This window comes from Collinsella sp. BIOML-A6 (genome assembly GCF_009875845.1).
GTDB classification, from domain to species: domain Bacteria; phylum Actinomycetota; class Coriobacteriia; order Coriobacteriales; family Coriobacteriaceae; genus Collinsella; species Collinsella aerofaciens_H.
Genome location: NZ_WWSL01000012.1, coordinates 39,309 through 60,737 on the forward strand (window position 1 = coordinate 39,309; position 21,429 = coordinate 60,737).

At 49.8% G+C, this 21,429-nt stretch carries 9 protein-coding genes; 1 reads left to right on the forward strand and 8 read right to left on the reverse strand.

Features of this window, described 5'->3' with window-relative positions; translation table 11 throughout:
• From GT495_RS05410 to rfbB, 7 genes are all read right to left on the reverse strand, one after another.
• The gene (locus GT495_RS05410) at positions 1 to 2,601 is read right to left on the reverse strand and encodes a YfhO family protein (protein ID WP_161162050.1); all 2,601 of its coding nucleotides are present in this window, start codon (positions 2,599 to 2,601) and stop codon (positions 1 to 3) included.
• A gap of 57 nt (positions 2,602 to 2,658) precedes the next feature.
• A complete protein-coding gene (locus tag GT495_RS05415) occupies positions 2,659 to 7,638 on the reverse strand; it encodes an RICIN domain-containing protein (RefSeq protein WP_161162051.1) in 4,980 nt (1,659 codons plus the stop codon).
• Between the two features lie 15 nt (positions 7,639 to 7,653).
• On the reverse strand, positions 7,654 to 10,092 hold the full coding sequence (locus GT495_RS05420) for an RICIN domain-containing protein (protein ID WP_161162052.1): 2,439 nt from the start codon (positions 10,090 to 10,092) through the stop codon (positions 7,654 to 7,656).
• Between the two features lie 42 nt (positions 10,093 to 10,134).
• The gene (locus GT495_RS11095) at positions 10,135 to 10,629 is read right to left on the reverse strand and encodes an NlpC/P60 family protein (protein WP_161162053.1); all 495 of its coding nucleotides are present in this window, start codon (positions 10,627 to 10,629) and stop codon (positions 10,135 to 10,137) included.
• Positions 10,630 to 11,339: 710 nt separating this feature from the next.
• On the reverse strand, positions 11,340 to 14,903 hold the full coding sequence (locus GT495_RS05430) for an RICIN domain-containing protein (protein ID WP_161162055.1): 3,564 nt from the start codon (positions 14,901 to 14,903) through the stop codon (positions 11,340 to 11,342).
• Between the two features lie 207 nt (positions 14,904 to 15,110).
• On the reverse strand, positions 15,111 to 18,509 hold the full coding sequence (locus GT495_RS05435) for an RICIN domain-containing protein (RefSeq protein WP_161162056.1): 3,399 nt from the start codon (positions 18,507 to 18,509) through the stop codon (positions 15,111 to 15,113).
• Positions 18,510 to 18,610: 101 nt separating this feature from the next.
• Positions 18,611 to 19,567 (reverse strand): dTDP-glucose 4,6-dehydratase, encoded by a 957-nt coding sequence (gene rfbB, locus GT495_RS05440; protein WP_370457598.1) that lies wholly within the window; start codon positions 19,565 to 19,567, stop codon positions 18,611 to 18,613.
• A 162-nt stretch (positions 19,568 to 19,729) separates the two neighbouring features.
• On the opposite strand from rfbB, the gene GT495_RS05445 reads away from it, so the two are divergent.
• The gene (locus GT495_RS05445; protein WP_161162057.1) at positions 19,730 to 20,266 is read left to right on the forward strand and encodes a hypothetical protein; all 537 of its coding nucleotides are present in this window, start codon (positions 19,730 to 19,732) and stop codon (positions 20,264 to 20,266) included.
• A gap of 455 nt (positions 20,267 to 20,721) precedes the next feature.
• Here GT495_RS05445 and GT495_RS05450 read toward each other — a convergent pair whose 3' ends face one another.
• The gene (locus GT495_RS05450) at positions 20,722 to 21,414 is read right to left on the reverse strand and encodes an ATP-binding protein (protein ID WP_370457599.1); all 693 of its coding nucleotides are present in this window, start codon (positions 21,412 to 21,414) and stop codon (positions 20,722 to 20,724) included.
• Between the last annotated feature and the right edge of the window lie 15 nt (positions 21,415 to 21,429).

Here is a 21,429-nt window from a genome sequence, read left to right on the forward strand (position 1 = left end):
CTAATGTTTCTTTACATAAATAATAACTACGCCCAAGACAACCAATCCGAGCACCGAAGTTACAATTCCAGGGATGATACCAACGGGCTTGTAGGTTAGGACAATTTCATTATCACCAGATGAAAGAGGCAATGCCATCATTCCATATAACTCTTTAATGTTTACAGGAGCGCCGTTGATCGAAGCCGACCATCCCTTTTCAAAAGGAACGCTAAAGAAGCAGTACTGTGATTTATCCACCGAAACGTGCGCTTTTATCTGTCCGTCATCGAAAGTGTCTATCATAACGGCATTTTCACTAGAGCACTCGATTAAAGAAGAGAAACTAGACTCATCAAGTTGACGACAGTCAACAGATCCATTCATATAGGAATCTACATTACCTCCCTTAAGCAAAACCCGTACAGTCTCACCTGAATGAAAATCTCCCAACGAAACAATATTGCTACTGAACTCCCAGTCGTTAACATTTTGCACAAGCTTGCCATTTACATAGACGTCGCAAGCGGCTTCAGACTTAACAAAAACATATAACGGGCCGTCATCCTTAACCTGATAAGATAATTCGCGTCCCGTGCCATATTTATAGCTGTCCTCAACAGGATGCAGCGAATGATATAAAGAATCGACCCCAAATATCGAGTTAGCAAGCTTTTCCTGATTTTCAAAAGGACAAGTAGTGTAACTAATTTGCGAGGGATCGCTATTCATCAGATAGGCAATTGACCGGGAGCCGCTCAAACCAACAAGAGACAATTTTCCATAAGGTGAGCTATTCGAAGAAATTATAGTCGAGCTATAAACATACTGGGCATCGTCCGAGACAATCAAACCTCCGACTCCGAGGCAAAGATCAGAAACTGGAAGCGATGAATTGTAATAGACAATACCTCTTGTACCGGCACTTCCACAATAACCCAAAGAACCCAATAAGTCCTTCTGAGATTGTCTGCCAGCAGATGAATAATGATCGGCACCGTTAATTCCTAATGCCATCGACTCGCCCGTCGGAAACGTACGATTAGCACTTCCCAAATACGTAATTCCGCAATGTTCAAGTCGAGTGTTTTCCATAGTTGCCTTTGAATCTTCAACGAGTCTAGCAATTGAGCGGATATAAGAAGAATATGTCTCAACATTAAGTTTAGGAGTAGTCGAATCGACAGTGAAGCAAAGCACAATAGGACAGACAAGCTCAACGCAAACTAGTAAAAATATAAATAGAGAAGGTATCTTTGCCAATTTAGTATCTTTAATCCCCAGGCGGCCCCTTTGCATTGTCCAAATAAATGCAGTAGAGATCACAAGTGCGAGCACTTGGAATAAAACAATCTTTTTATTTGAAATATAACCGAGCTTGAATAAACCCGCTAGAGACAGGAGCAGGAACGGGAAGTAGTAGTAAGAAGCAGCAAGTGTTCTATCCTGTTTTGAATCAAAAGAAATTGAGAAAATAATGCCCAACAGAAAAACAATCAAATAATGGAATCTAGGATTATAGGAATCTGCGCGAGAAAAACCTGTCCAGAGTAAAGATAAAGGCTGGAAAAGCTCGCATAATAACAAGAAGCCAATTAAGCACGCAAGAATACCGATCTCTTTACGATTGTTCTTAAACACAAAAGGTAGGGCCAAACAGCCTGCTACCAGCAAACTGTTGATATACAACCCACCAGCCATGCCAGAAGAATCTGGATGAATAGACATGTTGGCCATGTTCCATTTTGCAAGGAGCGCATACAAATTCGATACGGTAATAAAACCGCCGTTTGATGATGTTGAAGGGGCCGATCCCGTACTCAATAAGTCCAAAACCGTTGGAACGAATAGCAACCCAGAGATCATCAAGCCAATGATCAGATAGAGGCTTATCATTAAAGTGGACTTGAAAAAGCCCTTTTTCCCTGTAGACATTTGAGAGCATTCGTATAAGGTCCACAGAAAAGAAAACAAGCAAATCTGATAGCCGGCGTACCAATTCACAATTACCGCATAGGCGATCAACAAAGACAGAACGTAAGGCTTCTCGTGCAATAACGCTGAATGAATTGCCATACAAACGATTGGCAGCATTACAGCGCCGTCGAGCCACATTAAATTAGATCCAGAAACAAAATTACACGCGGCAAGTCCATACGATACGCCAGCAAGAATACAAGAATAACCACACGCATTAAACCTACGTTTAATGAACCAAGCCATTGAGGAGGCCATCAAGCATAGCTTAACTATTATAATTATGGTCATAACCTTTGGAGCATCTTCTGGTTTAAAGAAACCCATCATTAAATTCAGCGGGGAAGCAAGATAGTATGCGTACAATCCGATAGTGCTGCCGCCCAATCCCTTTGAAAAGGAATAGAAAAGATTGGCCTCACCCTTTAATACTCTCGAAAACCAGCCGAAAAACCCAACGTACTGATAAATAGCATCTTCACGAAGCATGGCCGTCTTTCCAAACGGAAAGATACCGCCACACACGCACGCAATCATGAGCAAAAGCAGCGCGACAAAAAAGGAAAGCCCCGCAAGCTTTAGAGCATCTCTTTCATTAGAACAAATTTGGAACAGTTCTACGTGTCTCTCTTTTTTTTGAATCATACGTCGTAAATCCTAAGCACCAGTTTCACCATATATAAAAGATTATCGTCAAGTAAATCAATTGCCTAAGTACTGATTTGCCTTCGCAACAAGCCAATTGACATCCGTTCCGGCAGGACAGCTAGTCGATGAATACCACTTGTGAATACCGACATTATCCCCCATCGTCAAATGCCTCCAGCCTTTAGATCTGGCAAGCGCAGCCATAAGCTGCGCACTGGTGTCAAGAGTAGCATACGAAGGCGGATTGGCGGTGGTGCCCACATGTTCAATAGACACCGAACGCTTATTCCACTCCCAGTTGCCAACCGCCCATGCCGTATCGTTAAGGCCAACATACTGGTGAATTTGTCCCGGTGCCACGCCATAGTGAGCCGACGCTTCGCGTGTACCCCAAAATGTATTATCAATCTGGGAAAGCGAAGTGCACTCCGAAATGTGAATAACAATCACGCTCCAGTCTTCGCCATAGCGAGTCGAGGAATAATGCGCGCAGCCCTTCCACTGAACACCAGTCAGTGCTGGCGGAATGTAAGTTGCCTTCTCAAAAGCAAAGCGCTGATTAGCAGAACCACTATCTTCGCAAAGCGCGAGTGCGCCATTAGTCGAAGCAAGAACAAGGCCACCAGTCGACTGAATGGCATAGCCCTCTCCCCTGTTGTATACCAATTTCCATTTTTGGGCAGTACTCTCGTTTCGCGTCCAAATTTGTACCCCATTGCCAGCAACTTGATTGGCGTCTCTAATGTCTAACGGCTTGCAAGATTTAGCGCTCGAAATCTCATATGTGCCGTCAGAATTTTTACGAACGTCCCAGATCTGAGCCGCCGTTCCATTCGAACTATAAAACCCTACCGATGAACCAGCGTTCGTTGAGCCACCAGAAACATCGAACACCTGCGACCGATTCGACATAAGCTGAATGGTAAATGACCCCTCAGAGAGAACCCCCACGCTCTTTGCATTAAAACGAACACCGGGCAATTCAAGAGAATCAACCATGCCCAATGTCGAAGAGGAACCCGAAACACAGAGGTACTGACCTGTGGCTGCATTCTGCAACGCAATCTTTCCGCCAGACAACGCACTATGCCATCGCTGGGAATCAGTACCGTTGGCTGTCAGTTGAACAAGCTTCCCCTCATCAGTAAGAGAGAGCACCTTCGCAGAACCGATACACTCAATCTCGTACGTATTGTCCAACCCAGGCACTTTGCTCACATACCATTTTTGAGCAAGCGTATCGTTTGGTGTATATAGTTGGATGGCAGCGCCATCTTCCATGGACCCACCGACAACATCCAAGACTTTCGAAGCAGTAGTCGACTCAAAAGAAGTCGCGCCCTCACTCAAAAACTCGGTAACTTGATGAAGCGAAAACTTCTGAGCGGCAGTGCCATTAGATAGAGATACGTTAATATTCGCATGAGCGGAATCGGAGCCGTTGGCAACGTTGAGGACAAGACCAGTTGCCTTATTAACGAAAGAAAAGGTCCCGTCACTGTTATCAATAGCTGCAAACAACTGATTTACATTAGTCGAGTCGCCGTCCCACTGCTGTACATTAGCACCTGGAATAAGCTCGCCGCCAGCAACATCAAGCACCTTTTGAGACTTGACGTTACGGATTACATAATATCCGTCGTGGTATTCAAAACTAAACAACTGGGCGAGCGTGCCGTTATCGTTATAAAGTTGCACATTAGCACCATTAGAGCTTGAACCACCTGCAATATCAGTGACCTTACCGGAGGAACTACAGGCAGGGCTCAACGTAAAATACCCTTCCGGAAGAATGTCATCGCATTTGGCAACAGAAGGAGTCGTACTGAGCAACACAAAGCGCGAATTGTCTTGATTTGAGCTTAGCTCCACATTCGCGCCATTAGACGCTTTTCCTCCCCTAGATCCAAGATAGAATCCAGGCCTAAGAGCACTCTCGATAAGATACGAGCCATCAGACCGCTTTGCAACAATCCACTTTTGGGCATATGTGCCATTGGAGACATACTGAGCAATATTAGTTCCAGAGGAAGCGTTTCCACCAGCGACATCAATCACCTTATTGGAGCCAACGTTCGTGAACGTAACATAGCCCTTTTCGTCATGGGAAACGGTCCAGCGCTGAGCGTTGCTCATATTCGACGTATACAGCTGGATGTTGGCGCTGTTTTCTTTCGACCCACCAGAAACATCCAAAACAAAGGAATAGTTCATGCTCGAGCTGACGACATACTCCCCATCTGGCAAATCAGACATATGAACCGCGGCGTCAGCATCCTGTTCGGAGCGCAAACATTTAAAGCCAGATGGCGTAAAGGCAACTGATAGCTCACGCACGTCACCCCTGAATACCGTAATGAGCTTGCCAGAAGCGCCTACACCCAAAACACCGCCAGTTGCAGCGTTAACGATACGATACAGCCCGTTACCTGCATCTTCAATGGCCCAATTATAAATCGGCGTCGAGGGCGACAAGTTGCCCTGCTTAACCGCGGCCCCAGGAACAATGTCCCCGTCCTGAGCATATAGGTAGCGATAGGATTTCGCAGACTTAATTGCATAAAGACCTGCCTCAGTATCAAATTCGAAGCCAAACGACTGCGCAATGGTCCCATTAGCGCTATAGAGTTGAAGGGCTGCTCCGCTATCCATACTGCCACCGGTCACGTCAAAAACGCGACCATCGGAAGACATTACAACAGCAGACTGAGAATCAAATGTTTGAACCTTAGAAACTTCTCCGGCGGTATACAGTCGGAATCGCTGCGCAGCAGTGCCGTTGTCGTCATAAACCTGGACATTCGCGCCATTTGCAGTGGAGCCGCCAGCTAGATCCAAAACAAAGCCTGCCCTAATCGCAGAGCAAATTTTGACTGAGCCGTCACCACAATCGACAAGGATCCATTTCTGAGCCCAAGAGCCATTGGGCGCATACTGCTGAACATTGGCACCAGCTTTTTTGCTGCCGCCAGAAACATCTAGGACTTTCCCCGATTTCACATTCGTAATGGTCGCATAACCATTTTCATCATAGGAAAACATCCAACGCTGGGCCTTAGTTGCGTTAGATGTGTACAGCTGAAGATTGGCTCCGGAATTCGTAGATCCGTCAGCAATATCGAACACATGACGCTCAGAAACAGAGCCGATAGCATATTCAACGCCCTCTTTTACAAGACCCTTGCTCGAGGCGGCGAGATCATCCAGCTCCTGGCGAACGGTACGCGCCGGCGCAAGCGTCCATTTCTGCGCATCAGATGCGTTATAAGTATAAATCTGAAGCGCGGACCCACTCACGCCGTTACCGCCCGGAACGTCAATAGCTTTACCGGATTTCGAATTAATGAACGAGTATTCGCCATTGCCGCAATCAATGATGGACCAATGCTGCGCGCAGGTGCCGTTGGATGAATACTGAGAGATTGCCCCACCGTTGGAGACAGATCCGCCTTGCGCCTCAAAGGGCTTACCAGAGTTAACGTTTACGATTTCGTACAGGCCGTTCCCAACTTGCTTAAACGTGAACATCTGAGCCTGACTATTATTGGCGTTATAGATCTGAAGCCGTGCTCGATTATCAGATGACCCACCGTAGATATCCATGACAAGCTGCGGATCGAGAACGCTCTTTATGGCAAAAGCAGTATCAGTTTTTATGGTTGAAGCGGAAGCGAACGTAAAACGCTGCGCGGCAGACTTATTCGGAGCCCAGATGCGGACCGAAGTGCCATCTGCCGTGCTACCACCACTCACATCGAGCACCCAATTGCCCAAAGCGGACTGGATATAGAACCCATTATCGGCAGTACGAACGTGCCACAGCTGATGTTCGTCCTGGGCATATGCCGCCTGAACAACCGTCGAACCACTTTGAGCGTTACCATCCACCACAGAGAGATACCGCCCAGTTGCTTCATTCTTGATTCGATATGCCCCCGAGCCAGCTAACTCAAGGATGAAACGCTGATTAGCCATTCCCTGGGCACCATATAAAGAAAGACTTTCATCTTCGGCGACGGTAACGCTCGAGGAATCTTTTGCAATCGAATCGATGTAGTAAGTTCCATCAGCAAGAGCAAAATCAGGCAGGTTGAGCACATTGACAAAATCTGCTGAGGAAAAAGCGCTCATATCGACCGTGTTGGCGGTAATACCGTCAAGGCGCTCAGAAGACGTGTACTGCCATCCATACTGACCGGCGCAACTAAATGAAGTTTTGAGTTTAGGGCCGTATTCTGCAATCCAAGACACACGGGGACGCACGCTTGCGGCCTTTAAATAGGTATCCGTAAACCATCGGCCGGAATAAATAGAAACGTTATTAATCCCAAAACCAGAAAGCGTATTAAAATACGCATTCACAATGCCCTCGTATGCCGAAGCGCTATTTGGAGACATCGGATTACCGTTGCTGTCGTAGAACGCCTCAAGGTCATAGAAAATCGGCAGCGACAGATCGTATAGGCCATATTTGCTCACGATTTGCTGGGTAAAGTACGCTTCACTTGTGGCGTCATTCGAATTCTGGGCGGTACTAAAGATGTACAGGCCAAACGGAATTCCCAGACGACGGATCTCGCTCAGGTTGCGCTCAAATTGCTTGTCAAAGTGACTCGTCGAATGCGCAAAACGTAAAATGACAGCATCCACACCTGAGTTCTTGACCTTATTCCAATCAATCGTCCCCTGCCATTCCGAAACATCGATGACCTTAAGGGCGGGCGATGCGAACACCTCGTCGTAACCGTTATAGAACGTTTTAGAAGCGTTGGAGCCGCCCCAATACGGGGAGCCATTTCCCGCACGAGCATCGAGTGCCGCGGCAAGCGGCTCCCTCTCCATCGAGCTACCGGCAGTATAGGTACCAAGGTCATCATCGGGATGCGCCTCGCCATAAGCTAAACGCTCCTCCAAGGAAGCGTCGACAGGAAGCGGGGCATCATCAGCAAAAACAGGAGTTGCCCCCAGTCCGCAAAGCAGACCGAGGGCAACTAACAGAGATGATACAAGACGAGTATTCTTGCGCATAACCATCAGCCAAAACCTAATCTAACAAAGGGCGATATTACGGTACCAACCCCAAAGCGGCGTATACGTTGTCCCATAATAATCGACCCAGTCATCAAGCCCACGGACGTTAACACGACCAATGTTCTCAATTACTTTGCCATCTCCAATATAAATTGCAATATGGCCCCAGATGGACCCTGCCCACGTATTGGAGTGAGACGGGACAGCAATAATCATACCAACTTTCAAATTAGCGCGGTTGCTGTCATGGCAATAAGACCAAAACATGTCGCAGGCATCGCCATTTGCATAACCGTAACCCGCCGCGTTAAACACGCGCGATATCCACTCAGAACAGAGGTTAAATCCAGGAGAAGGAGTGGAGTAAGCAATGTCGACGAGTCTCCGTTGCGCACCGTTAGCGTAAGCGTAAGGTTGCTCAGAAACAATCGTAGTATCAAAGCGCCATGAGTCGCTACCACCATTGCCAAGAACAAGACCGTTATCGCTGTCCATCAAAGCAAAAGAACCGTCAGCAAGCATCGAATAAATTGCGATGCCACCGCCATCGGCAAGGCGAAGCAGCCGCTTTTGTGCACCAGAACCATTCCAGTCCCATTGCTGAACAGAAGCGCCATTAGATGCGTTAGCGCTCGGCACGTCGAGCGCCTTCCCAGATACAAAGGCAGTCAGACTGTAGGCACCGTTTCCCAAAGAACGGACATACCACTTTTGCGCGTTCGTTCCATTAGCGGTATACAGCTGCACTCGAGCTCCGACACTGCTGGATCCGCCGGCAACATCCAGAACACGATTACCGCTCGATTGGTTCACCACAACGTAATAGCCATCGTCAATAAGCGAAGCCGCAACGAAACGCCATGCCTGAGCTGCCGTAAAATTATTGGCGTACATCTGAATCGCGGTGCCTGCAGCGGCATTGGCGCCGGTCAAGTCAATCACAGCGCCCGAGGCTGCGTTCACAAGAACAAGACCGCCCATTGGAAACACCCGCGGAATCCAGTGGGAACCTTCCGCCGCCCCCTTAACACTCATCAGCTTGTCGTCAATTTGTGAAAGGTACTTGCCCGAATTTGTGCCTTTGATAAGAACCGACCCATCGTCGCAAACACTAACCGACCATTTCTGTGCCAACGTGCCGTTACGATTCCATACCTGTAATTTAGCGTCGTCCGCCTTCGATCCACCAGAGACATCAATCAGACGGTTACCGTCCACGCGAGAGTAGATCTCGTACAGCCCGTCACGCACAAATACCGTCGGAACCGAAAGCGTCCACTTTTGCGCGAGCGTTCCATTTTGTGAATAGAGCTGCAGCTTAGTTCCGTTGGCAGAATTAGCCCCTGACACATCAAGGGCCAAACCGCTTTTGGCGGAAACAAGAGACACGCTGCCGTCGGCATTCATAACGACGCGCCACCATTGGGCAGTTGTACCGTTTTCGGCATACTGCTGCACCGCGGTTCCATTCGAAACGCCACCGCCGCGGCAATCAAGAACCTTACCCGATACCGCAGAGCGAACCGTATAATATCCCGTCGATTTGTTATACGTAAACGTCCAATACTGGGCAAGCGTATCATTGGAACCATAAAGCTGAGTTTGCGCCGAATCGCTCAAAGAGCCTCCGGCGACATCGACAACTTGACCGTCGTTGAGCATGGAGCCAAGTCGATATAAGCCGTCATCGATAGTCCGAGCGATCTTAACGAGATTCCAAACCTGTGCATTCGTAGCGTTCCAGCTATAAACTTGTGCGTTTCCCCCATTGGCAACGCTGCCGCCAGAAATATCGAGCACAGAGTCGCCAAGGCAGGACTTAATAAAATAGCCGCCATCTTGACGGGCAACAAAGTCCCAAAGCTGCGCATTCGTGTGATTGAGGACATATTGCTGGACATTCGTACCATTTGCGCCGTTACCGCCGGACACGTCGAGCGCCTTGCCACTCGCGACATTTACGAGCAAATAATGCCCATTAAACTTTTCGATTCTCCAGCGCTGGGCGGGCGTACCGTTTTGACCATACCGCTGGACATTGGCGCGGTTATCGCATGAGCCGCCCGAGACATCTAGGACCCTATTAGAGCCGGCGTTAGAGATCTCATAGACGCCCTCATTGATAGTCGCTGCAGGAAGGTCAGAAATCTTTGGATTCGAAGGCAGGCCGGAAGGCTCAACAGGAACATCTGGAACAGGAGAAGAAGCGCCAGCCTCATCGTCGCCTACAGCGGGAGCCTGCACATCGCCCGGAGTGATATCACCAGCGTCCTTCGTGGAATCCAAAGAATCTTTTCCAGAAGCCCCGTCGGCTTCAATCGAATCACCGTCAGAAGAAACTACCGAAGAAATAAAGGCCTCATCATTCGGGGAAGCCTGCTCAATAGAGTACGCCTGAACGGGAGAGCACAAGGCAGCGACCGCGAAGCATACGGGCGCAAACGACGCGAACAGCACTGTTTTTTTTCATGTCTTATAAACCTCGATTGATAAAATGAATTATACGAACGGGCGTGCAGCACCAATGGGATTGCCGCGCTCGTAAACACCATGGACGCCGACACCCTGACGAGGCCAGGAGTCAATCATGCGCCCATCCCCCAGATAGATGGCGATATGACCACGATAATAGATAACGTCACCTCGCTGCATGCTGTTAACACTTACCGGCAAAAATGTACCGCTATTGTACCAATTCATAGAATTGTATGTCTGCCATGCAAGCCAACGATGGTTATAGGGGTTGTAGATACCCATATCCATGTCGGTGGCATAGAGGCACTGCAGCAAAAAGCCCGACCAAACGACGGCGCCACCAGGCGCGGTAGAGTAGGGCTCGATATACCTCGTACCAACATACTTGCCCGAAACAAGCGAAGCGATCGTGTAGTAACCGGATGCATTGTCATATGAAAGACGGAGTGCCAGCGCGACGATACCGTTCTTTGCGTACGACTGAAGAGCCGCACCAGACTCAGCAGAAGCGCCTTTCACATCGAGCGCTAAACCGGCAGATTCAAGACAATAAACACCGTCTGCGACGTTCTGTCCTAAAGAGTCAACGACCGGATTACAGTCGAGCGCAAAAAACAGCTGTGCGGGGGTCTGATTAGCCTTATATTACTGGACATTAGCTCCATTAGCAGAGTTAAAAACTCGTCCTCATCCTCATGCACTAACCAGCGCTGCGCTTTAGTCATATTCGAGCTTCACATCTGGACATTAGCGCCATTTAAGAAAGATCCCCCCCCCCCGCAACATCCCACACCTTGCGCGATGCATTGTTGCAAGCAAAAACATAAGTCACACCGTCAGAAAACGTCCCCTTGTTTTTAACGGATAAGTCCTCAATGCTCTCGACATAATGAGACGTCGCGCCGGTCGATTCGGCAGCAGGCGTCGATGAGTCTTGTAATTGTCCTTCACCAGACAGGACAGTCGAGCTATTCGGAGCGAAACTACCATCGCCGCCATCAGCGGCACCCAATTCGATTACTCGGTTAGCATCAGACCCGTTCGTGAACACTTCTTCGGCAAATAACGGAGACACTCTGACAGCGGAACCAAAAAGGCCCGAACCAAAGCAACTACGATAATAATAGCTAGGCTACGGGCATTTCGACTGCGGCTCATATCAGACCCCAGTTTCAAATTAGCACTGAATCTATAATAGTTGATACGAGCCGCAAGAATGATGCATCTGGTTACTTAATTACGACTGCCTGAACACCTCGTTGCTGGTAGACCCAGGCAATCCAATCTCGATCGTAAGTGGTATAGCCATCGATGGTGTCGGAAATCATGACCTTATTTGTTTGAGGGTTATAGCCCTTCAAAACAACCGTATGAGAGTTAGCGCAGGCAAAATATCCACCCTGACGAGCATAAATATTTCCAGCGTTACCCTGATGAACGGTAGTCCAAATAATAACCGGATGTCCATCATCAAGGTAATTACAGAGGTCATACAGAGAGGTTCCCGATACATCGTACGAGCGCAGGTTGCTCCCCCTACTTGCTAGGAAATTATTGGCAGCCCTATTGAGTCCAGGAGCGCAGATCTCGTTACCGTTGTTATAGCTGTGGGGGTCTCCCCAGAAGCACCAGACAAAGTCCCAGGAGCTACGGGGGATCCATCGATCGGCCATCTCGCACGGACCAACGCCAAAACCGTAATAGTTAAGGACGTTGGTCAGAGCCGCCGATTCACAGCCGTTGGGGAGACCAACGGAGTACTGATTGTAAACTGGGACAGCCAGATCTACTGCCTCGGGCGTATAGCTCGTCTGGGCAAAGTAGAATCCCTGCGCGTCGGAGCCATTAGCAGCGTAAATCTGGATATTGGCTCCATCATTAAGCGCGCCTCCGTTCACGTCCAAAACGAGCGAGTCGTTAAGCGCAGAACGAATGACAAAGGAGCCGCCGCCTACGTAGTCAACACGCCAGCGCTGAGCGGAGCTTCCATTCCCCTGCCACTGCTGAACGTTAGCGCCCGAAGCACCCTGAGCATTCAGGACATCGAGATATTTTTTGCTTCGGCAGTTTTGAATCGAAACGGTTCCATCCGAGTTAACGCTGACGTTCCATTTTTGAGCGCCAGAACCATTGGAGGACCAAAGCTGAACGTTGGCACCGTTGGAACGAGAACCGCTCGCCACATCCAACACCTTGGAGCGGTTAGAAGAAGCAGCAATGGTATAGGTACCCGAGTCAACTAACGAGCAGGCAGACAGTTTAAAAGACTGAGCCGCTGTGCCGTTAGAATCATACATCCTAATATTAGTTCCGTTGCTTGTTGAGCCACCTACGGCATCGAGGACCTTGTCGGTTGCAACGTTAACGAAGTTGACACCGCCCTTGTCAATCTGAGCGGTCCAAAGTTGAGCATCGCTATTATCAAAAGATCGGACGCAGACGTTGCCATCTTCATCTGCCGTTAAGACCTTGCCAGACACCAGGGTTTCAACGGTATACGTATTATCTCGGTCGGCGACCTTGGCGACTTTCCACTTCTGAGCAATCGACTTGTTGCTTCCATAGAGCTGAACGTTAGCACCATCACTGGCCGAGCCGCCCGCAACGTCCAAAACCGCAGAGGAGGAAGCAGAGCTCGAAATGGTAAAGAAGCCCTCGGACAAAAGTGAAGTCAACTTTGTAAAGGCAAGACGCTGCGACGCGGAATCAGACGGAATGTCTCCGTACACATTAGAGTTGGCGACACTTAGGACCAATCCGGTTGCTTTATTCGTTGCCGCATAAGAACCGTCATCGTTACGAGCAATGGAAAATAGCTGGTTTGCGTTATTGCGGTCACCGCTCCATTGATGGACATTTGTTCCAGGGCACACATTGCCGCCATCAACATCGAGAGCCTTACCAGACTGGGCATTCACGATTCGATAGTAGCCATTCACATATACAAATTTAAAGACCTGAGCAAACGTGCCGTTAGCAGCATAAGTCTGGACGTTTGCCCCGTTAGAAGAGGACCCTCCAGAGATATCAAACACACGAGATGAATCCGATGACAGCGAAATAGTGAACCAGCCGTCCAAACCAAGATCGTCGGACGGGGCCACATCGGGAGCGGCCGATACAAAACGAACGCGCTGGGCGACAGTACCGTTACTCGTATACGTTTGAACATTGGCACCATTCGAAGATGATGCTCCCGCAACATCTAGAACAAGATCGGGCAGGACCGCGGACTGCAACCGGAAAGAGCCACCAGGCACCGAGGGAACGGCGATCCACCGCTGGGCACGTGATCCATTGGATGAATACTGTTGAATATTAGTCCCCAACGTACAAGAACCACCTGCAATATCAAGCACCTTGCCAGAGGAAACATTTTTGATAATCAAATAGCCGAGTTCATCATGCGAAATGTCCCACTGTTGAGCCGCTGTCATATTCGACACATACGACTGAACATTGCCGCCGTTGGCTTTAGAGCCACCGTTCACGTCCAGAACCCTAGCTCCTCCGACGCCAAGCGCCAAGACATAGCGCCCATCAGCAATATTGCCAGCATTTTGCTGGGCAAGTGCATCCAGGTGTTCGCGCTGAACGTCTAAATTGAAAAATGTCCAACGTTGAGCAATCGTGCCATTATCCGACCAAGTTCGCACGTTCGTGCCGTTACTTGTATTACCGCCGGCGATATCAAGGCAGATTGACGGATCAAGCGCAGACGCCAGCTTGATGGAGTCCCCATCCTTAACGGCAATCCATTTTTGCGCCGCAGAACCGTTTGACGCGTATTGCTGAACATTCGTTCCAGATTGAGCGCTTCCACCAGAAACATCAAGAACAAGACCGGAACCACTGTTGGTTAATGTGACAAACCCATTTTGGTCATGAGAAACGGTCCACGTTTGTGCAGCTGTAGCGTTGAGAGCATATATTTGGACATTCGCACCCGATGACCTAGATCCACCCGCAACATCAAGCGACTGCCAGGAACTCTTTGTCGAGCGAATATAGTAGGTGCCGTCAGCGAGGTCGGAGGCGTGGGCGGCAGCAAGCTCGGCGAGGATGGCAGCCTTGGACTTCTCGAGCGTAAACGTCTGAGCAACGGATTCATTGGATTGGTAGAGACGGATTTCTGTTCCGTTGGAATCGCTGGCGCCAGCGATATCGATGGCAAAATCATCATCGATGACAGGCGAAAAGACATATCCGCCGCCAACCTGTCGAGCATGCCATGCAAAGCCCCAAGCGCCATCATAGCCAACATTCTGCGTAAGACGCGGATGGTCCGAGAAACGAGAGGCATCGTTTGGGTAGCAAAGGTACAACCCCGACTTAATGTTTTTAAAAGCGTATTGACGGCTGCCAAGATCAACAAGGACAAACTGCTGTGCAGCCGTCTCATTTCTCCCATATAACTGTATCGCAGCGCCGACACTCACCGAACCGCTCGTAACATCGAGCACTCGATGCCCCGACAAAGTCGAGGTAAGAAAATATGTACCCGCGTCAAGGGTCGCATACTTAGATGGATCAGAAGCTGTGGTAGAAGGGTCAGATTCTTCACCAGTGTCGCTTTCTTTCGCGTTGGTGTCTTGAACTAAATCGTCCGAAGACTGAATCTGCTCGGAATTAATCCCGTCCTTTGTTTGTTCAGATTCTTCAACGACAGGACTAGCGAAAGATTCTTCAGCAAAAGCAGTCGAGCCTGATTTGAGAACGAGGGGTAAAGCCAGAAGCAACCCCAGCAAAAATCCAACTCGTAATAGAGCGCAAACGCGTTTTTTATGACGCATAACATCCCCCAGACGATCTTGCCAACACCAACAACCACAACGCATTGAAACCTCAGGCAAACACATATCCCTATTATCGAAGCATGCGATATTGTCTGCAATGAAAATGTTTACATGTTTGGTTCATTTAATCGCTGTTCAGCGCGGCATGCAACCATTTGAGCAAAAAAGGCGGCTCACAAACTGCGAGCCGCCCCATGACAAGGATTAGTAATTGACCACTTTGGTTCCATAGGGAATGTTGTCGTAAATCCATTTAGCGTGATCAGTTGTAAGCCTGATGCAACCTGCCGAAGCGCGATGCCCCATTGTGGGATCCTTCACATTAAACGTTCCCGTATAACAAGGCTGCGAATGGAATAAATAGTCTCCATAAAACTGCGTGTAGTACCAGCAGGTATATCCGTGTCCAAACGAAATACCCTTTCCGTAAACAGAGAACTCACCCAACACCGTTGGCGACCCATTTTTGCCTGGAGCACACTGCCAGAAGGACCAGAGCCTCCAATTACCACGAGAGCCCCTAAAAATACCCGTACGGCATCCAACGGTATCAGTCAAAATAAGCCATTCCGTGTTGCTGTTATACCACTGTGCACGGTTATACATTGCCTGCTGATCGGCAGGCAGCGGCTGCACGTACGCAGTAGCTCCGAAGATAAACCGCTGCGCCCCCGAATCGTTACTTGCATGCAGAGCAACGTTCGTCCCGTTTACGCTGTTGCCTCTAGAAACATCGATAACGAACGTTCCATTCAGAGCGGAAGACAGCTTAAATCCACCGGGTACATAATCGACATACCAACGCTGAGCAGCACTTCCGTTCCTAGACCACTGTTGAATATTGGTGCCAGAAGATGCAGCCCCATCTTTTACGTCAAGAGCCTTGCCACTGGCGGCATTTACGATGTTGTATGAGCCATCACCGTTACGAGAGAAGTTCCATTTTTGAGCACCCGAATCGTTGTTCTGCCAAATCTGAACGTTTGCACCGTCCGAGTACGATCCGCCAGAAACATCTAAGACCGAACCCGCGTGAGAAGCCATTCGGATGAAGTACGTACCATTGTCGATGGTTGCCGAAGTAGCGCGCAGGCGGAATCTCTGCGCAGCGGAACCATTGGAGGAGTGGACTTGAACGTTGGAAGTCGATGCAAAATTACCGCCCTTCACATCAAGCGAAAGGTCTTGGTCATCCGCAGACACAAACTCAATACCATTGCTATCGATTCGCGCCACCCATTGCTGCGCCTTCACATCTGCCGGTGCCGTCGTGCAAACATTGGTACCGGAAACAGCGAGCCTGTTAGTTGAGCAAACGGATTCAAACGTATAGGTATTCTTCGTTCCATCCACCTTTTTAAGCAGCCATTTCTGGGCGAAGGAACCATTACTGGCATAGAGCTGAACGTTAGCGCCGGAGTCAACAGATGCACCCGCGACATCAAGCACATAGGAGGAATTTGCAGACGGATAGATTTCATAAAGGCCTTCGCTCAGCAGGTCTTCTTGCTCGGCAAAAACAAACGACGTCTGAACGGAATCTCCCGCCGTAGCAGCAACTAGATTTGAACCGGATACCGTGAGCATGAGCCCTGTGCCCTTATTGATAAACGAATAGCTTCCGTCTTCATTGGCAACGACGCTAAAGAGCTGATTGTCGTTGGAGCTTTCATCCCACTGCTGGACATTCGTCCCCGGAACAACGTCGCCCGCTGCAACATCGAGCACCTTACCGGAACCAGCATTACGCAGAACATAGTAACCGTCTCGATACTCAGCCTTAAATAGCTGGGACAGCGTGCCGTTGCAGGAATATGTCTGAACGTTGCCCCCGTTCTTCAATGATCCACCGGCAACGTCAAAGGCAACAGAGCCATTTGAAAAGGGCGAAATAACGCACCAACCCTTGTCTTTCAAAATGTCATCGCATGGGTCAACTGACGCAGGGTTTGCGGCAATAAAAGTGAAGCGCTGCGCGGCAGTTCCATTCGAAGCATAGAGCTGCACGTTTGTCTGAGAGTTCAGAGAGCCACCGGCAACGTCAAGCGTGCGCTGTTGCCAAACAGCAGAAAGAAGTCGAACACTTCCATCGCCATTCGGTACCGCAATCCACTTTTGTGCATAGTTCGCATCGCCACAAGCCGCGTACTGTTGGACGTTCGTTCCAAGAGAAGTTGAACCCGCAGAAACATCAAGTACTTTGCCAGACTTTACATTCGTTATCGTGAGATAGCCGTCATCGTCATGCGAAACACGCCAACGCTGAGCGGCGGTCGTATTCGATTGATAGATCTGCACGTTTGCACCGCTAGAAGCAGAGCCTCCGACAACATCGAGAATCATTCGAGACAAATCCGGACCGGCAGTTATCGCATAGTCCCCGTCTTTGACAACTTCTCGGTTATCGGAAGCGAGCTTATCGAGCTCGGAACGCACAGCCGTCGGATCCACAAAGTTGAAGGATTGGGCAGCCGTTCCATTTGCACTATACAGCTGAAGTCCGGCACCAGATGCTATAGAGCCACCAGGGACGTCGGCGACCTTTTGTCCGTTCAAGCCCGACACAATCCGATAGCGCTCGCCGTCTTTCTCGATGATCCACTTTTGGGCCTTGGTTCCATTGGCGGCATAGGTCTGCAGCTTCGTGCCGTTGGCGTCTTTGCCGCCCGCCGCATCCAGAACCGCCCCAGCACCATGAATCGCAATGGTGCGATACCCGTCCGACGTAGTTGAGACATCGAACGTTTGAATACCTGAATATCCGAATTTATCAAAAGACAGTGATCCGCCGCCTGCGATCAGAGCAAACGAATCGTTCGAAGCCAACATAGCATACGTTCCGTCAGGAAGGTCAGCGAGATGTGCCGCCGCTCGATCATCGAGTTGCTGTTGCTCAGTTTTGGCAGGCGTTAGCACCCATCGCTGAGCTGCCGTACCATTTGCCTCATACAACTGCACGGCAGAGCCATTTGCGGCAACTCCACCCGCCACGTCAATGGCAAACGACTGGTTGAACGCCGAAATCAAGGTGTAGCTGCAATCGGTTTCTTTAATTGCAACCCAGCGCTGCGCAAGGGTGCCGTTATCGGACCAAAGCTGAACGGGATTTCCATTGCTCGCGCTGCCGCCGGGGACATCAAGCGTGCAACCCTTGACAGACGCAATGACAACAAAGCCATTCTGATCGTGAGACACTCGCCAGACCTGAGCATTCGTCTTGTTCCCACTGTACAGCTGCAGCTTTCTGCCAGCAGAGGCCGTACCACCAGGAACATCAAGTACAAAATTGCCGTCAACCGAAGAGCCAAAAGTGTACAACCCATCCGCAAGGTCATCGACGTGCTCGGAAGCAAAATCATAGACAGACTTGGGCTTTTCCGGCTTCACAGCATCAGACGAATCTGGTGTATTCGAATCGGACGTACTGTCCACGGACATAGCTTCGTTGGTAACGAGCTCGGAATCGTTCAACTGGTCTGCAGCCATGGAGGCATTTGTATCTTGGCCGGTAGCCACGTTGTCTTCAGCAAATGCGGGAACGAGACAAATTCCCAACAGAAGCACGATAAACACCGAAGCAAACATAGCTTTTCGATTGCCCATGTCTGTCCCCTTTCATACGGTTGCTTACACTCTATGCCAAGAAGCGCGCCCCCATCGTCGAGAGATTCGTGAGCAGCAGCAGCTTAACCCCGAAAGGCTAATCAGGTTAAAAGCATGTTGCTATGGCACAATCGCGAAATCTCTGCTGCAAAGTCACCATGGATCGGCGCCCAACCAAGCTCGCGACGAAGCTTGCTAGCGTCTATGGCGTACCGTCGATCATGGCCGGGACGGTCCTTAACCCAGTCAATAAAGTCCCCGTCTTTGCCCATTGCTTTAAGAATGAATTTGAGAACTTCGAGATTGTTGCGCTCGCAATTGGCTCCGACAAGATAGGTCTCCCCGATCTTCCCTTTAGTCAAAATGAGCCAAACAGCACGAGCGTGGTCATCGACATGAATCCAATCGCGTACGTTCAGACCGTCCCCGTACAATTTAGGACGCTCCCCGCGCCGGACGCATGTAATCGAATGCGGAATGAACTTCTCGGGGTTCTGATATGGACCATAGTTATTACAGCAATTAGAAATTGTTGCCTGCAGACCATAGGTGCGAATCCAAGCTCTCACAAGCATGTCAGATGCCGCCTTGGAGCTTGAATAGGGACTACTCGGTCGATAAGGAGACTCCTCGGTAAATCTACGCGGATCATCAAGCACCAGGTCTCCAAACACCTCATCGGTCGAAATGTGATGAAACCTGACATGGTGTCTACGAGCAGCTTCCAGGAGTTGGTATGTGCCCTCGACATTAGTTTTAATAAACGGGCTAGGATCGACAATCGAGTTGTCATTATGGGACTCCGCGGCATAGTGAATAATTGCATCGTGCCCGGGAACCAATCGATCAAGCAGATCCGAATCGCAAATGTCGCCTACAACGAGCTCAACCCTGTCCTCCGGAAGCCCAGCAATGCTGTCAGGATTAGCGGCATAGGTCAGCTTATCCAAGATGGTGACGCGCACATTCGGAACGTTGTTCACAACATAGCGGACAAACGCCGAACCGCAAAAACCACAACCGCCCGTAACCAAGATATTGGTGTACTTTTGCTCCACGTTCGTTACCCCTCCTCTAGCCACTGAGTGCCCCATTTCCCCTTTATCTAATATCAAAGATTGAAACAGTCCTTTTCAGGCTAAACCAATGTCCCCACGAGAAATTAACTTAGATACTTGTAACTACAAATATTTAGATAACTACAGCCAAACGGAGAACCAATGAAAAACCTGTCTACTGCAAAAGCACAACCCGGAAAAACCGACCGAAGCAGATACCGTCCTGTCCATGGGACTGAACTACACAAGGGGTTCTATTGCGATAACAATAATTATGCGAATCTCAAAGAGATTGACTACGATGGTCACCTGGCTCAAATTGACGACGATGAGGAACACCTAACATCAGCGGGCTGTCTTCTCGAAGGGTCATGCCAGGCATTTGCAATGCAAGTCGAAGAGATTCTCGGATACGAGGCATTCATAATCAAAGAATGCAACGGAAAGGGTCACCATGTATTTTGCCAAGCTACCTTGGAAGGCAAAATTGCGTTAATTGATGCCCGAGGAGTAACAACAAGTTTCGACGAATTCATGGAGGTGGCCGGGGAGTTTGTCAAAGGACCTTTTGTCATAAGGCGCATAAATGAAAATGACATTGCCGGATGGCAAAGTTCGAGCGACAATTCGCACGAAGAGCACCTCGCACTTGCCGAAGCGGTAATTAAAGCAAACATTGAGTGCTACAAAATCGATTGATTTGCACGCATAATAACCCATGCAATCAAAGCGAGCACATATAGGCACTCAAAACCGCTCCACAAGGAGACATGTCTAGGATTGTGGCGGGAATGCTCGGGTACCACCCGAGAGGGCAAGCCTTGCAGCAATTACTTGGAACGGTCATCCCCGCTTGCGCCCACCGCGATATGGGAAATCATGGTCATAATCCATCCTTTCGTTGGCTGCTCAAGTAGAAGTGCCAATACTGATAAGGTTGGTTCAACTATTCCAAGCAATGCGCTCGCAAGCTTGATTAATTATAATCAGAAATCGATTAACGGACTTCTCTCCAGGAACCAATTATTTACTTACTATTATTAATTCTGTTAGCGTCGGATTATTTTAGACAAATATAGTCGGCCGAGATTGACCAATCCCGGCCGACCCATTTTAGCCAACACGCCCGCATCTATGACTTTCCTATCGCATTCCTACATCCCCTCGGGCTGGATCCCCCTCACCTTCACCGCCTGGGGGACGGCCTCCACCGAGTAGGTGTCAAGCCCCCTGCCGCGGTAGCTCGGGCCCCGCATCACGAACACCGACGCCTTGTCGAACAGCCTGTCGAGGGCGCAGAGGAGCGTGTCGTCGCCCGTGAAGAACTCATCCCACCCGCTCGGGGCGATGTTGCTCGTGAGGACCATCGCGTTCGGCCCCTCCTTCTCGTAGCGCCTGTCGACGACATCGAAGAACAGGTCGGTGCACGGCCTGTCGTAGACGCATCTTCCCACCTCGTCAACGATGAGGCACGACGGCTTGACGAGCGAGGAGACGACCCGCGAGGTGTTTCCCCGCTGGACGGCCTTCTGGAACCTGTCCCTGAGCTCGGTCGCCTTTATGTAGTAGGTCTTGAGCCCCCGCATGCAGCACTCGCGCCCGTAGGCCTGCGCGAGGTGCGTCTTCCCTATGCCGCCGGGCCCGACGAAGGCGACGTTGCGGTGCGCGTAGAGGTCGGCCAGCGACGGGAGCTTGCCCAGCGCGGCCGCGTCCCGGCCCTGGATCCTGGAGAAGTCGAAGCCCTCGAAGGTCTTGGGCTCGCGCCTGGGCAGCCTGCTCAGCCTCAGCAGCGTCTCGATGGAGGCGAGCCTCCTCTTCTCCGCGAGGTAGGAGAAGGTGGCTGCCACGGCGGCCATCTCCCC

Excerpts from the sequence above, each read along its gene's own strand:
- GT495_RS05410 (WP_161162050.1), bottom strand. The coding sequence starts at position 2,601 with ATGATTCAAAAAAAAGAGAGACACGTAGAACTGTTCCAAATTTGTTCT.
- GT495_RS05430 (WP_161162055.1), bottom strand. The coding sequence starts at position 14,903 with ATGCGTCATAAAAAACGCGTTTGCGCTCTATTACGAGTTGGATTTTTG.
- GT495_RS05445 (WP_161162057.1), top strand. The coding sequence starts at position 19,730 with ATGAAAAACCTGTCTACTGCAAAAGCACAACCCGGAAAAACCGACCGA.
- GT495_RS05415 (WP_161162051.1), bottom strand. The coding sequence starts at position 7,638 with ATGGTTATGCGCAAGAATACTCGTCTTGTATCATCTCTGTTAGTTGCC.
- GT495_RS05435 (WP_161162056.1), bottom strand. The coding sequence starts at position 18,509 with ATGGGCAATCGAAAAGCTATGTTTGCTTCGGTGTTTATCGTGCTTCTG.